13 protein-coding genes are annotated in these 14,450 nt (G+C 68.5%); 10 read left to right on the top strand and 3 right to left on the bottom strand.

What is annotated here, in order from left to right:
- Positions 1-72: 72 nt before the first annotated feature.
- Positions 73-1,266 (top strand): LLM class flavin-dependent oxidoreductase, encoded by a 1,194-nt coding sequence (locus JWS14_RS12655; protein WP_206013380.1) that lies wholly within the window; start codon positions 73-75, stop codon positions 1,264-1,266.
- A gap of 40 nt (positions 1,267-1,306) precedes the next feature.
- Here JWS14_RS12655 and JWS14_RS12650 read toward each other — a convergent pair whose 3' ends face one another.
- A complete protein-coding gene (locus tag JWS14_RS12650; RefSeq protein ID WP_095862355.1) occupies positions 1,307-1,819 on the bottom strand; it encodes a CGNR zinc finger domain-containing protein in 513 nt (170 codons plus the stop codon).
- A gap of 263 nt (positions 1,820-2,082) precedes the next feature.
- Here JWS14_RS12650 and JWS14_RS12645 point away from each other — a divergent pair, with 263 nt between their 5' ends.
- The 4 genes from JWS14_RS12645 to JWS14_RS12630 are packed head-to-tail and all read left to right on the top strand — an operon-like array spanning position 2,083 to position 5,818.
- The gene (locus tag JWS14_RS12645; protein WP_206013378.1) at positions 2,083-3,933 is read left to right on the top strand and encodes a hypothetical protein; all 1,851 of its coding nucleotides are present in this window, start codon (positions 2,083-2,085) and stop codon (positions 3,931-3,933) included.
- Positions 3,930-4,124: a hypothetical protein gene (locus tag JWS14_RS12640; protein ID WP_206013376.1), complete on the top strand. Its 195-nt coding sequence runs from the start codon at positions 3,930-3,932 to the stop codon at positions 4,122-4,124. The genes JWS14_RS12645 and JWS14_RS12640 overlap by 4 nt, the downstream gene beginning before the upstream one ends.
- Positions 4,125-4,487 (top strand): hypothetical protein, encoded by a 363-nt coding sequence (locus JWS14_RS12635; RefSeq protein WP_206013375.1) that lies wholly within the window; start codon positions 4,125-4,127, stop codon positions 4,485-4,487.
- Positions 4,484-5,818: a hypothetical protein gene (locus tag JWS14_RS12630; RefSeq protein ID WP_206013373.1), complete on the top strand. Its 1,335-nt coding sequence runs from the start codon at positions 4,484-4,486 to the stop codon at positions 5,816-5,818. The genes JWS14_RS12635 and JWS14_RS12630 overlap by 4 nt, the downstream gene beginning before the upstream one ends.
- 16 nt (positions 5,819-5,834) lie before the next feature.
- Here the strand turns inward: JWS14_RS12630 and JWS14_RS12625 are convergent, their stop codons facing one another.
- Positions 5,835-6,641 (bottom strand): family 1 encapsulin nanocompartment shell protein, encoded by an 807-nt coding sequence (locus tag JWS14_RS12625; RefSeq protein ID WP_206013371.1) that lies wholly within the window; start codon positions 6,639-6,641, stop codon positions 5,835-5,837.
- Positions 6,638-7,690, bottom strand: coding sequence for a Dyp-type peroxidase (locus JWS14_RS12620; protein WP_072946332.1), 1,053 nt, complete (start codon positions 7,688-7,690; stop codon positions 6,638-6,640). Before JWS14_RS12620 ends, JWS14_RS12625 begins: the two co-directional genes overlap by 4 nt.
- 380 nt (positions 7,691-8,070) lie before the next feature.
- Between JWS14_RS12620 and JWS14_RS12615 the strand changes: the two genes are divergently transcribed.
- The 5 genes from JWS14_RS12615 to JWS14_RS12595 all read left to right on the top strand — a co-directional run bounded on the left by JWS14_RS12615 (position 8,071) and on the right by JWS14_RS12595 (position 14,449).
- A complete protein-coding gene (locus JWS14_RS12615) occupies positions 8,071-9,423 on the top strand; it encodes an MFS transporter (protein WP_072946331.1) in 1,353 nt (450 codons plus the stop codon).
- Positions 9,420-10,448 (top strand): Gfo/Idh/MocA family protein, encoded by a 1,029-nt coding sequence (locus JWS14_RS12610; protein ID WP_072946330.1) that lies wholly within the window; start codon positions 9,420-9,422, stop codon positions 10,446-10,448. Before JWS14_RS12615 ends, JWS14_RS12610 begins: the two co-directional genes overlap by 4 nt.
- On the top strand, positions 10,445-11,497 hold the full coding sequence (locus tag JWS14_RS12605) for an alcohol dehydrogenase catalytic domain-containing protein (RefSeq protein WP_206015994.1): 1,053 nt from the start codon (positions 10,445-10,447) through the stop codon (positions 11,495-11,497). The genes JWS14_RS12610 and JWS14_RS12605 overlap by 4 nt, the downstream gene beginning before the upstream one ends.
- A gap of 100 nt (positions 11,498-11,597) precedes the next feature.
- Positions 11,598-12,611: a LacI family DNA-binding transcriptional regulator gene (locus JWS14_RS12600; protein ID WP_072946328.1), complete on the top strand. Its 1,014-nt coding sequence runs from the start codon at positions 11,598-11,600 to the stop codon at positions 12,609-12,611.
- Between the two features lie 275 nt (positions 12,612-12,886).
- On the top strand, positions 12,887-14,449 hold the full coding sequence (locus JWS14_RS12595; protein ID WP_095862360.1) for a CoA-transferase: 1,563 nt from the start codon (positions 12,887-12,889) through the stop codon (positions 14,447-14,449).
- Position 14,450 lies beyond the last annotated feature (1 nt).

The raw sequence follows: 14,450 nt of genomic DNA, 5'->3' as shown, positions 1-14,450 counted from the left end.
CCCTCGCGGCCCGGCTCCGTCGTTGATGAACTGGCCTGCGCTGCCCATCTGTCGTCGACAAGAGGATCGCGCGTGTCTCTGCATTTCCACTGGTTCCTTCCCACCTACGGTGATTCCCGCAACCTGATGGCGGGTGGTCACGGGAGTTCCATGGCAGGAGACCGTCCCGCGACGCTGCGATACCTCAATCAGATCGGCGCAGCGGCGGAGTCGAACGGTTTCGAATCGGTCCTGACGCCCACCGGTGCGTGGTGCGAGGACGCCTGGCTCACCACGGCCATGATGCTGGAGACCACCGAGACGCTGAAGTTCCTGGTCGCGCTGCGCCCCGGACTGCTCAGCCCCACCCTGGCAGCGCAGATGGCGGCGACGTTCCAGTGGCAGTCGCAGGGGCGGCTGTTGCTCAACGTCGTCACCGGCGGTGAGGACCACGAGCAGCGCACCTACGGGGACTACCTCGACAAGAACCAGCGCTACGCCCGCTGCGGCGAGTTCCTCGACGTCATCCGAAAGCTGTGGGAGGGAACCGGACCGGTCGACTACGCGGGCGAGTACATCCGGGTGGAGAACGCCCAGTTGCAGCGCATCCCCGACCCGGTGCCGCCGATCTTCTTCGGCGGGTCGTCGCCGGCGGCGGGCACCGTCGCGTCCCAGTTCGCCGACACCTACCTCACCTGGGGCGAGCCGCCGAGTGCCGTCGCCGGGAAGATCGCCTGGATCCGCGACCTCGCCGACGTCCAGGGCCGCACCCTCGACTACGGCATCCGGCTGCACGTGATCAGCCGCGACACGTCCGAGGAGGCGTGGGCCGAGGCCGACCGCCTGCTGTCCGCTCTCGACCCGGCAACCGTCGAGCAGGCGCAGCAGAGCCTGGCCCGCTCGGGTTCCGAGGGCCAGCGGCGCATGCGCGAACTGCACGGCGGCGGTGCCGCCTATTTGCGCAGCGGTGGGAGCGCCTACTCGAAGGACGCCGGCGCACGCGCCCTCGAGGTGGCCCCGAACCTGTGGTCCGGGGTCGGCCTGGTCCGCGGCGGCGCGGGCACCGCGCTGGTCGGCTCCCACGAGGAGGTCGCCGACCGCATCGCCGAGTACGCGGCGCTCGGACTCGACCACTTCGTCCTCTCCGGCTACCCGCACCTCGAAGAGGCCTTCAACTTCGGCGAAGGGGTGCGGCCGATCCTCGAACGCCGCGGGGTGGTGCAGTCCCGCACCCACCGTCCCGGCGATCTGTCGGGGTCGACGGCGTTCCTGTCCTCGAGTCGGTAGTCGAGAAGCGGGAGTACACGGGGAGGATTTCGCACACGAGTCAGCGCGCCCGGTGACGTCGTACGGCGTCCCGGTTCGCGCACTTGGGTGAGCAGTACCGTTGACGGCCGTTGCGCGAGGTGTCGGCGTAGATGGCGGTGCACTCCTCGAGCGCGCAGCGGCCGAGACGATGCATGCCGCGGCCGACGAGGTGCAGCGCGGTGCCGACGGAGAACAGTGCCTCGAGGACGCCGGCGAGGGACTGCTGGTCGTCGCGGTAGTGGAGGTGCCAGCCGTCGCCGGCGTGGTTGGTCAGCCGCGGGTAGGCGGACGCCTTCGTGAGCAGGAGGTTGACCTGTTCGGCCCGGGTTTCGTCGCTCGTGGCGTCGGCGATCGCCGACCACCGATCGAGCATGGCGAGCACGTCGGCGAGGTCGGCGTCGGTGACGGGGAAGTCGACGACGATGCCGGCGTCGACGCATCGGCCGACGAGTTCGCCGGTCGAGGCGGGCGGGTGATTCGCGAGGTCGGCGGCGAGCGTGACCGCATACTCCCCGTAAGGGTTGAGATGCACAATGCCATTACATCACGCTGGGTGCATGAGCGAACATCACGAACACGACTGGCAGGAAGTATCCCGGCATCGAACGAGCACGGGCGTGGTCACCTACCTCGGCTGCGCGTGCGGCCGGTGGCAGTTGTCGCTGGTCGAGGCATCGCTAGGGGAATCTAGCCGTATCTACGTTCGATCGCAGATCTGAATAGATTTGCATACGGTCCGCGGGTTTCCGGGTCGAGGGTCTGGCATTTTCGGCACGAGGCGCACATAATCACCCCGTGAGCCAAGTTACTGTTACTCCGAGTTCACTCATTCTCGCCCAGTCGGGCGGAGAGGGTGGCGGTGCGGCATTCGACCAGATCATCGGAATCACGGTGGCGACGGCGATCATCACCGTGGGTCTGCTGTGGATCGCGTACCTGCATCGCACACGCAAGATCACGTGGCTGCAGACGACCGCCGACGCGGCGTCGCGCGCACTCGACCGGCCCCCGTGGGTGGCCCTGCCCCTGGTGACGTTCGTCGGGACCATCCTGACGGCGTTCTTCGGTTTCATCTGGGACGTCAGCCTGCACATCGGGCGGGGCCGCGACGACGGGCCGCTCGCGAACCCCGCGCACTACTTCATCCTCGTCGGGCTGTTCCTGCTGTTCATCACCGGAATGCTGGCGATGATCCTGCCGCGCGACGAGAAACCCGGTCCGGCGGCGATCAAGATCACCCGCACCTGGTACGTCCCGGTCGGCGGCGTCCTCGTGGCCGGAGCGGGTCTGTATGCCCTCATAGGGTTCCCGCTCGACGACGTCTGGCACCGGATCTTCGGTCAGGACGTCACGCTGTGGGGACCGACGCACCTGATGCTGATCGGCGGTGCGGGACTGTCGCTGATCGGCGTCCTGCTCCTGGACTACGAGGGCCGGATGGCGACCCCCGGGGAGGTCAAGCCGGACAGCAGGCTCATCTGGTTCCTGCGGTGCGGCACGTTCGGCGGCCTGCTCATCGGCCTGTCCGTCTTCCAGATCGAATACGACTTCGGCGTCGAGCAGTTCCGGCTCGTCCTGCAACCGATGATGATCGCCGGAGCGGCCGCCTTCACCCTGGTGGCGGCGCGCATCGTTCTCGGACCGTTCGCGGCGATCGTGGCCGTGGCGGTGGCAGGCGTCGTGCGCGCCATCACGGCGCTGATCGTCGGACCGGTTCTCGGTGCCCCCACCAACGTGTTCGAACTGTGCCTCGGCGCCGCGGTGGTGATCGAATTGCTCGCGCTGACACCGCTGATCAAGAATCGGGTGGCGTTCGGTGCCATCGGCGGACTGCTCGTCGCGACGGTCGGGCTGTGGCTCGAGTCGCTGTGGATCGACGCCGTGTACATCTACCCCTGGCCCACCAGCATGTGGCCGGAGGCCCTGGCCATGGCCGTGCCCGTCGCCATCGCGGCCGGAGCCTGCGGCGCCCTGCTCGGGCGGGTGCTCCGATCCGAGGGGCTTCCGCGCCCGGCGATCAGCCGCACCATCGTCGTCGCCACCGTCGTGGTGATCGCCGGCGCCACGGCCAACGGCCTCGTCGCCACGGTCCCGGACAACGCCACCGCGGCGATCGCTCTCACGGAGGCCACCCCGGACGGCGGCCGCATGGTCGACGCGGAGGTGCGCATCGACCCACCCGATCTCGCGAGCGACGATCCGGCGTGGGTGTCCATCCTGTCCTGGCAGGGCGGCCCCGGACTGGGCAACGGTTTCACGGTCGACCGGCTCGAACGCACCGGTCCCGGCACCTACCGGACGCACGAGCCGGTCCCGGTTCACGGAACATGGAAGACGTTGCTGCGCGTGCAGGACGGGCGCACGATGACGGCCGTCCCGATCTACCTGCCCAGCGACCCGGGCATCGGCGCGGAGGAACTGCCCGCAGTCGCGTCCTCGACCCGCGACTTCGTCCCGGAGATCACCATCCTGCAGCGGGAGCGGAACTTCGACCACCCGTCCTGGCTGTTCGGCGCAGCATCGCTGGTGGTGCTCGTGTGCACCCTGGCGCTGATCACCGCGCTGGCGTGGGGAGCGGGCCGGATCAGCAAGTACACGCAGGGGCAGGCGGCCACCGGCACCCGCGAGGACGTGACGGTGACATGAACCCGGTGCACGATCCGGACGTCGTCTACCTCGCCGATCATTCGGTGCTGCTGGCGATTCCGGCGTTCGTCCCGGCGTTCCTGGTGGCCGGACTGGTCATCTACCTGGCGGTCCGGGACCGCAAGGCGGAAGCCGCCGAGAATGCCGAGAACGCGAAGCACGCACCGAGCGAGAACGAAGAGGAGAACTAGGTGATCAGGCGGTGGGCCGGAATTGTGGTGATACCCGCTGTCGTCGTCGCCCTGGTGTCGGGCTGCGGAGGCGACGACGACACACCGGCCACGGAGGACGGCGTCGTGATCGACGTCGTGATCGAGAACGGCACGGTCACACCGGGCAACGAACGTATCGAGGCCACGGTGGGGGAGAACATCACGGTGCGGATCGACAGCGACGCCGACGACGAGTTGCACGTGCACGCCGTTCCGGAGCACTCGTTCGAGATTCACCCCGGAACGCAGGAAACCCAGTTCTCCGTTGATGTTCCGGGTCAGGTGGCGATGGAATTGCACGACACGGGTAAGACGGTGGCCACCCTGCTCGTGCGTCCATGACCGCTGTTCTCGCGCACGGGCTCGGCGGATCCGCCGACCTTCCCATCCCGTTCACGTATGCGCTGGTCGGGGCGAGTTGGGCGCTCACCGTCTCCTTCGTTGTGCTGGCGTTCGCGTGGCGCACCCCGAAGCTGGATCCGGACAACCCGGGGCGCGAGCTGCCCCGCTGGGTGACCCGGTTCGCCGACGCGCCGGTCACGCGGAACGTGCTGGCCGCGGCCGGTGTGGTGTTCGCGGTGTGGGTGGCCCTCGCCGCCTTCTTCGGACCGTCGGCGTCGTCGGAGAACGCACTGCCGGGCGTGTTCTACGTGCTGCTCTGGGTGGGGCTGGTCGCGGCGTCGCTGGCGTTCGGGCCGGTCTGGCGGGTGCTGTCCCCGGTCCGCACCGTGCACCGGTCGGTGTGCGCGGCGATCGGCCGCTCACCGGCGGAAAATGATGCGCGGTACCGCAACTCGTGGGGTTACCGGCCCGCGGTCGCGGGACTGTTCGCCTTCGTCTGGCTCGAACTCGCCTCCGGCGACCCGGGTTCCGTGGCCGCGGTGCGCACGTGGCTGCTCGTGTACGTCGTGGTCACGACGGCCGGGGCGTTTCTGTGCGGCGAGCGCTGGTGCGAGCGGGGCGATCCGTTCGAGGTGTACAGCACGCTGGCGTCGCGGCTGTCTCCGCTGAGCCGGGACCGGCCGAGCGGACGGATCGTGCTGCGCAACCCGCTGGACCACCTGGGGTCGATGCCCGTCCGGGCCGGCTCGGTCGCATTGATGGCAACCCTGCTGGGGTCCACTGCCTTCGACAGTTTCTCCGCGTTCCTCTGGTGGTCGCGTCTGGTGGACGGGATCGGTTCCCCGATCGGCGCCACCCTCGTGCGCACGGCCGGGCTCCTGGTCTTCGTCGGCTTCGTCGGGGTGTCGTTCTGGGTGGCCTCGCGGGCCACCGGGGGACTGCGGCCCGAGCAGCGCGCCGCTCTCCCGGGGCAGCTGTCGCATTCGCTGATCCCGATCGTCATCGGCTACGTCTTCGCGCACTATCTGACGTATCTGGTGGAGAAGGGGCAGGCGACGGTGATCCTGCTGGCCGACCCGATGGGGCGGGGCTGGAACCTGCTGGGACTCGGCGACGCCGAGGTCTGGTACGTGCTGTCCGAGCACCCCGCCGCCTCGGCGTCGATCAAGGTGCTGTTCGTCCTCGCCGGGCACGTGCTGGGAGTGATTGCGGCGCACGACAAATCCATGAGGCTTCTGCCGCGGGGCCATCAGCTGACCGGGCAGCTGGCACTGCTGCTCACCATGGTCACCTACACGTTCGGTGGGCTGTACCTGCTGTTCGGTGGCTGACGGCCCCCAGTGTGCGTCAGCGTGCGAGGACGACTGCCGCCTCCGCGGTGAGCGAGGCGAACGTGAACGTCTCCTCGAGGTAGAGCGTGACTTCGTCGGCGGTGTGGCTGTCGTAGCCGATCGACAGGTCCGTGCCGAGGGTCAGCTGGTTGTCGCCACCACGCGTGGACAGCACGTATCCACCGCTGATCGCGGGTGCCCAGATGATGTCCCCGGTGACCAGGTCGCGCAGGTGGTGGAACACCGGATGTCCCTCGTCGCGGGTCTCGCTGACCGCGGTGTACGCGTCGGCGTCGAGCACCACCGAGTACGGTCCCTCGACTCCGGCGAGTCGCAGCGCCGACAGCGCGGAGGCGACGGCGTCGGGGATCAGCAGCGGATCCTCCGGCAGGCTGAGAACCGGGTTGTCGCTGGACGGTCCGAGTCCGCGGATGCCCGCCTCGTCGAATCCCTGGAAGATCGACTGGTCTTCCGCGAACGCGACCGCCTTCGCGGCGTCCTTGACGGGCTGCCAGTCGGAGTCGAGGGAACCGCGGGCGACGTCGTCGACCTCGGCGCGGCTCAGGGTGAACGGGAACCGGAGTTCGACGAGCGGGTCGACCTGCCGCTGCTGGGCGCGGATCCTGCTGTCGGAAGTGTTGATCGGGTTGACCCGGCCGAGGTTGTGGGCCGAATAGGAGTATCCGAACGGTCCCGCGACGTCGACCACGCGCCGGCCCGCGACGTGGCGCTTGAACGTGCGGGTGGCCTCTTCGCCGATCTGCTGCCAGGCCGCCTCGGTGACGGGTGCCAGGTTGCGGTGCAGATTGCTCGAATCACTCATTGCGATACTCCTTTGAGACCACCGATTTTCAGGGACAGGTCGTACGGGTCGGCCGCGGCGGGCTCGACCGGGTCTTCGGGCGCCGACTCCGCGACGGCCGGTGCGTCGCCGAGCGATTCGAGCACGTCCCGGCTCGGCACGAAGAACAACGTGCCGGTGGCCGCCGTCGAGAAGTCGAGGATGCGGTCGTAGTTTCCGGGCGGCTCACCGAGAAACATTCTTCGCAGCATCAACTCGGTGACGGCGGGGTCCTTCGCGTACCCGATGAAGTAGGTCCCGTACTCGGCCTCGCCGAGGCTGCCGAATGCCATGTTGTCCCGCAGGATCTCGTGCTCGACGCCGTCTTCGTCGACGATGCTGTTGAGGGTGACGTGCGAATTGCTCGGCTGGACGTCGTCGTCGAGTTCGATGTTGTCGAGCTTGGTGCGCCCGATGACCCGTTCCTGTTCCTCGGTGCTCAGCGTGCTCCACCCACCCATGTCGTGCAGGTACTTCTGCACGATCACGTAACTGCCGCCCCGGAAGTCGGGGTCCTCGTCGCCGATCAGCGCAGCGTCGGATGCGTCGTCTTCGGTGGGATTCTCGGTGCCGTCGACGAATCCGAGGAGATCGCGGGAATCGAAGTAGCGGAAGCCGTGCACCTCGTCGACGACGGTGGCGGCGGACCCCAGCGCGGAGACGATCTGGCGGCCCAGTTCGAAGCACAGGTCCTTGCGCGAGGCTTTGATGTGGAACAGCACGTCACCGGGTGTGGAGGGCGCGCTGTGGGCCGGTCCGGACAGTGTGACGAACGGGTGCAGGTGGGCAGGCTTCGACGACGCGCTCACGCGGTCCCAGAACTCCGCGCCGACACCGACCACGCAGGACAGGGAGCCGGCGAGTTCGCGGAATCCCACGGCCTTGAGCGGTCCGTCGATGCCGGAGATCACGTCGCACACCGTCGCGCGGTCTTCGTCGGAGGGGCCGGCGAGGAGCACCAGGAACAGGGCGGCAGGGCTGGGCGGAGTGAGGACTGCTTGGGGTGCCAATCTCGCGACTGGGCCTGGCATCTGTGTCTCCGTTCACTCCGACGTACGACGCTGCACTGTCCGGAACCTCAGGTCCCATCTAACCGTTTCGGACCGCCAGGTTCCATTCGATCGGCCCGCGCGCCGCCGCGGACCTCCGGAATCTGTCGGCGGTGACTCCGAGTGCTACCTCGCGCCGGAGAAGGTCGACGCCTCCCACCTGAACGCGAGGCCGGTTCCGGCCCGCGACCGGAAATGAAAGCGGTATCTACCCGCATGTAGCCGGGAAACATCGGTCATATTGCTGTGAACTGTGTGAACGGGAATTGCGCCGCCGGAGCTGAGAAAGCGTTTACAAACTCGGTGACGTGAGTCATAGTAGTCGGGTTCCGGCAGTTCCTTTCCACAGTCAGGAGTTCTCGATGGGCATGACCGAACTCGGCACCGAGCGGTCGACCGCGGTGCCGCACGGGTCGGCGGGACAGCAACGCCGCCGGGTGATCAAGGCGAGCGCGGCGGGAACCGTGATCGAGTGGTATGACTTCACGCTCTACGGTCTCGCGGCCGCCCTCGTCTTCGGGCCCCTCTACTTCCCCGGGGCGGGATCCCTCGCCGGCACGATGGCCGCCTTCGGGACGTTCGCCGTCGGCCTCGGCGCCCGCCCGATCGGTGGGCTGGTCTTCGCGCACTTCGGTGACCGGATCGGCCGCAAGCCGATGCTCCTCATGACCCTGCTCGTGATGGGCGCCTCGACGACGCTGATCGGGGCACTGCCCACCGCGGACGCGATCGGCATCTGGGCGCCGATTCTCCTGATCGTCCTCCGCCTGTTCCAGGGCGCAGGCGCGGGCGCCGAGTTCGCCGGGGCGATCACGATGGTCACCGAATCCACCGACAGTTCCCGGCGAGCCCTCTCCAGTGCGTATCCAGGCGCCGCGATCTACGTCGGAACCGGCGGCGCCACCGCGATCTTCGCGTTGCTCACGCTGATGCCCGACGACCTCTTCCTGTCCTGGGGCTGGCGTATTCCGTTCCTGGCCAGTGCCGTCATCGTTCTCGTCGCCGGCTACCTGCGACTGAAGGTGAACGAGACGGCGGTGTTCGAGGAGGCCGCCCAGCACGGTGAGGTCGACCGTGCACCGCTGGTCGAGGCGGTCCGCAACCACTGGCGGCAGATCCTGTGCGGACTCGCCCTGTTCAGCTTCGTGATTCCGTGGGCCTACGTCATGCAGGTCTTCGCGCTGTCGTTCGTGACCAAGACCCTGGGGGTCGATTCCACCCAGGCCCTGATCGGATTGATCGTCGCCGAGTTCTGTGCCATCCCCGTCATCCTCGGCTTCGGCCGCCTGGCCGACCGGATCGGCCGCAAGCCGGTCCTGTTGTCCGGCGCGGTCTTCGGCATCGTCTTCCCGTTCCCGATGTTCATGATGCTGGACACCCGGTCGCCGTGGATGGTCGGGCTGGCGCTGATCCTCGGTATCTGCCTCGTCCAGGGCACGACGTCGGGCCCGGGCGGCGCGCTGCTCTCCGAACTGTTCCCCACCAAGATCCGCTGGAGCGGTATCGCGATCTCCCGGGAGATCCCCGCCGCGGTGGTCGGCGGCACGATCCCGCTGGTCGCCACGGCCCTCGTCGCCGTCGCGGGCGGAACACCCTGGCTCGTCGCGAGCTACCTCATGGGCCTGAGCGTGGTGGGTCTGATCGGCATCGCCCTGCTCCCCGAGACTCTCGGCCGGAGCGTGGGTGCGCGCACCCACGTCGAGGCGGCATCGTGACCCGTCGTGTCGTGGTGGTCGGCGCCGGTCTCGCGAGCGCCGCGCACCTCACGGCCCTGCGGGCGGTCGGCGCCGACGTGGTCGGTGTGGTGACGCGCGACGAGACGAGGGCGGCCGCCGCCCACCGGCTGGCACCGGAGGCGCGGATCCTCCCGAGTCTCGACGCGGCAGCGGCCCTGGACGCCGACACGGCGGTGGTGGTCACGCCGCCCTCGAGTCACCTCGCGGTCGCGTCGGCGCTGGCCGAACGCGGTCTGGACCTGGTGATCGACAAACCGTTGGCGGCCTCGCTGCCTGATGCGCAGGCGATCGTGGACGTCGCGGAGCGGGCCGGTGTCCGGGCCGCGGTCACGCTGCAACACCGCTACAAGGAGGCGGCCGTCCGCGCACGGCAACTGCTCGCCGACGGCGCGATCGGCACGCTCCGCTCGGCGACCGTCACCGTCCCGCTGTGGCGGCCGGACTCCTACTATGCCGAGGCCGGGCGCGGCACCTGGGACCGCGACGGCGGCGGAGCGCTGATCACCCAGGCCATCCACACCCTCGACCTCTACCTGTCGCTGACCGGACCGGCGCGCAGTGTCGTGGCCGCGTCCTCGACCAGCCGTGGGCGGCTCGAGGCCGAGGACACGATCCACCTGCTGATCGACCAGGGCACACATGCGGCGTCGGTGACGGCGAGCACGGCGGCCTGGCCGGGCGGGGCCGAGACGATCCACCTCTTCGGCGACGCGGGACAGCTTCGGCTGGTGGGCGATTCGCTCGTCCGGATCGGCGACGGTGCCCGCACCCTCGTCGACGGGACCGTCGACGCGTCCGGACCCGACCCGCTGTCGATGTCGGCGTGGTTCCGGTCGTTGTACGAGGACGTCTTCACCAGTTGGGCGGCAGGGGCAGCGCCGCTGTCCGACGCCCGGTCCGGGTTGCGCGTGCAGTCGGTGATCGACGCCGCCTACCGGTCCGCCGCTGCCGGCACGACACCGGAAATCGTCTCCGAGGAAAGGGAAAGTGCATGTCAGTCTTGAGTATTCGGGTCGACGGTCCGAACTCCTATCGTCTCGACCGCGGTGACGTCGCGGAACCCGGTGAGGGGGAGGTGCTCGTCGCTCTCGACTCGGCCGGGATCTGCGGCGGCGACCTGTCGCATCTGCGTGGCCGGAACGCCGTCGCCGCGTACCCCACGGTGCTGGGCCACGAATGCGCCGGACGCGTGTCGCGGGTGGGCCCGGGAACGAGTCTCACGGTCGGGCAGCCGGTGATGGTCTACCCGACGACGGGATGCGGCCGATGCCGCGCCTGCCGCGACGGCAGGATCAACAACTGCCCGAGTATCCGGGTGTTCGGGCTGTCCGATCCGCGCGGGTGTTTCAGTGAGGAATTCGTCGTCCCCGAGACGCAGTGCGTGCCCGTCAGCGACGCGGTGCTGGTCCGTTTCGGGGCCCTCGTCGAACCGCTCGCGGTCGGCGTTCACGTCGTCCGCCGCGCCGCCGTGTCGGCGGGGGACACCGCGCTGGTCGTCGGGACCGGGGCGATCGGTCTCGCGACCACGCTGGTGGCCCGGAGCCGGGGCGTCCGGGTGCTCGGCGTCGATCGCTACGCCGAACGGGAGCGGCCCGCCCTGGCATGCGGGATGAGCGATTTCACGACGGAGTCGGGCGACGCGCTCGAGGGCTGGCTCCGAGACCGGACGGAATCGGTCGACCTCGTCTACGACACGGTGTGCTCCCAGGAATCCGCTCGGCTGGCGCTGCGGGTCCTCGCTCCGGGCGGCCGGTACGTGGCGATCGCGTCCGCGAAACCCGGGCACGAACTGACGCTCGACTACAGCGCGCTCTACGCCCGCGAACTGTCCGTCGTGGCCTGCCGGAACTATGTGCGGCAGGACTTCGTCGACGCGGCCGAACTGCTCGAGTCGGGGCAGGTGGACGCGTCGCCGCTGCACACCGCGACGTTCGCGCTGGACGAGTTCGGCCGCGCGGTCGAGGAGCTCGAATCGAACGGCAGCAGGCACGTCAAGGTGCTGCTGACGTCGCGGAAACTGCTCGGAACGCGCGCGTTGTTGCACGGGGAGTGAGCGTCCGCGTGATCCGGGGCCGCCTTCGCGCTACGCTGTAAGCGTTTCCACCCTTCACTGGGTGGACGAGGCAATGGCGACGAGAGATGCAGAGGCAACGATGGCGGATCAGACCCGAGTGCCCGCGAGCCGTCGCGTCACGATCAACACCGTAGCGAAGGCCGCCGGCGTCTCGATCGCGACCGTCTCCCGCGTCATGAGCGGCAGCTCGTCGGTGACCCCGGACCTCGCGGCCCGGGTGCACAAGGTCGCCGACGAGCTGTCCTACCGGCCCAGCAGCGCCGCCCGCGGACTCGTCCTCGGGTCGCTGAGAAACATGGGCGTGATCCTGCCCGACCTGGCCAACGCGTACTTCTTCGACGTCGTCAAACAGATGCACCACGGCGCCACCGCCGACGGATACCGCATGCTCGTCGCCGACTACTCCGGTGACGCGGCCGACGAACTCGCCACCGCGCTCGACCTGCTCGGCCAGGTCGACGGTCTCGTGCTGCTCTCGTCGAGGATTCCGACGAGCGGGCTGAAGGAACTCGCCAGGCAGTCGACGCCCGTCCTGCTCGTCAACCGGGTGGAGCTGGGGGTCGATCTCCCCATGGTCGCGGTCGACAACTTCACCCCGATGATGGAGCTGTGCGGGCACCTCGCGAAGCTCGGCCACCGCCGGATCGTCTACGTCAAGGGTTCGGACCTGGCCTGGCAGAACCGCGAGCGGTGGCGGGCCATCGAAATGGCGAAGGTGCTCGGGATCGAGGCGACGGCGGTGCCGTCGGACGGGACCATCGAGGGTGGCTACGACGTGGTGGAGGAAGCGCTCACGCACGAGCCGACCGCCCTCGTGTGCTTCAACGACCTGACGGCGCTCGGCGTCATCTCGAAACTGCGGGAGCGGGGACTCCGTGTCCCCGAGGACATTTCGGTCACCGGTTTCGATGACATCGACATGGCACGCCACCTGGCGCCGCGCCTGACCACGGTCGTGAGCCCCAAGATCGATCTGGGCGACCAGGCGTGGTCGCTGATGCGCGCCGCCCTGAACAACGAGACCACCACGTCTCCGCCGCTGATCTCCGCGGACGTCGTCATTCGCGAGTCGACGGGCCCCGTCCCGAGCTGACCCCGGCGTTTTCGCTCGGACGATAGAGGCGGGGTCGGCGACAGAGCCGTCGATCATCCAGGTCACCCCGGCGCACAGTGCTGCGCCGGTGCGGTGAAGCAGCCCGACGCGGCAGTCGTCGGCGAATCGTGTTCTTCCGATAGCCGGATCAGTCTCGGGAAAATTCTGTAACCGCTTTCTTGATGTTGTTCAGCTCACAATATAGTGTGTCAATAACCGAGGTACATGGCGTTCATGGACCGATTGGCCAAATGTAAGCATTTACAGGAGCGGATATGACACATCCCGGACCGGGTGCCGCGGCGAGGCGCTGGACACCGACCACCGCGACACGAGCCGTGAGCGGCATCGCACCAGGATCGACGATCGCCCTCACCGGTTCGGGCGGCGGAATCCTCGAACCGGACACTGTGCTGAAGGCGCTGGAGGAGTGCTTTCTCGCGACCGGATCGCCCAGGGACCTCACGATCGTGCACGCTCTGGGCATCGGTGACCGGGTGCGCCGCGGAACCAACCACCTCGCGCACAAGGGCATGATCAAGCGGGTCATCGGCGGGCACTGGACGTGGTCGCCGACGATGATCGAACTCGTCCGCAACGACGAGATCGAGGCGTACGCATGGCCCGGCGGCGCGATCAGTCAGCTGCTGCGGGAGATCGGCGCGCGCCGTCCCGGCCTCGTCACCGCCACCGGTCTCGACACGTTCGTCGACCCGCGGCACGGTGGCGGCAAGTTCACGCCGTCCGCCACCGAGGACCTCGTCGAACTCCTCGCGCTGGACGGTCGTGAGTATCTGCGCTACAAGCCGTTTCCCGTCGACGTGGCCATCGTCCGCGGCGATTCCATCGACCCGTCCGGCAACGTCACGTGCTCGGGGGAGGCCGCGCAGCTCGACGCGCTGGCCGTCGCTCAGGCGGCGAAGGCCTGCGGTGGCCGGGTCATCGTCCAGGTGAAGAATCTGCTGGACCGGCCGATCGATCCACGGCTCGTGCACATCCCGGCGGTCCTGGTCGACGACGTGGTCCACGCGCCAGCCCAATGGCAGACGTACGCAGGCGAATTCGACCCGGAACTGTCCGGCGACGCGGCGAACGCCGGCTTCGACGCGACGGACCACGACCCGATCCGCATGCTGATCGCCCGGCGGGCCGCCGCCGAGGTTCGGGACGGCGACGTCCTGAACGTCGGCTTCGGGGTGTCCGCGCTGGTCGTGGACGCGCTCGCCGAACAGGACCGCCTGGACGACGTCACCCTCGCCATCGAGCAGGGGCTGATCGACGGCATCCCCGTCTCCGGCGACCTGTTCGGGGCCGCACGAGGACCGAAGGTCGTGCACTCGTCGACCACCCAGTTCGACCTGTTCTCGGGCGGATTGCTCGACGTCAGCTGCCTGGGCATGGCCGAGGTCGACGTCACCGGCGCCGTCAACGTCAGCAAGATCGGCGGCGGCATCGTCGGACCGGGCGGGTTCATCGACATCTCCCAGAACTCGCCGCGCGCCGTGTTCTGCGGAACCTTCACCGCGCGCGGACTGGACATCGAGATCGTCGGGGGAGAACTGGTGATCCGGCGGGAAGGGTCGGTGCCGAAGTTCGTCGACCGCGTCGACCAGGTCACCTACTCCGGCGCTCTCGCCGTCCGTGAGGGACGCGAGGCGGTGTACGTCACCGAACGCGCCGTCTTCGTGCTCACCCGGGACGGCCTCGAACTCACCGAGGTCGCTCCCGGAATCGACATCGATCGGGACATTCTTCCGCACATGGGATTCCGTCCGATCATCAAGAACCCACGCCTGATGGACGCGGGGCTGTTCGCCCCCGTCGCCGTACACATCTGAG

Source organism: Rhodococcus koreensis (assembly GCF_017068375.1).
In the GTDB taxonomy this organism is placed as follows: Bacteria; Actinomycetota; Actinomycetes; order Mycobacteriales; family Mycobacteriaceae; genus Rhodococcus_F; species Rhodococcus_F koreensis.
The sequence above is the reverse complement of the archived record's forward strand: the minus strand, read 5'-3'. Positions and strand labels throughout refer to the sequence as shown.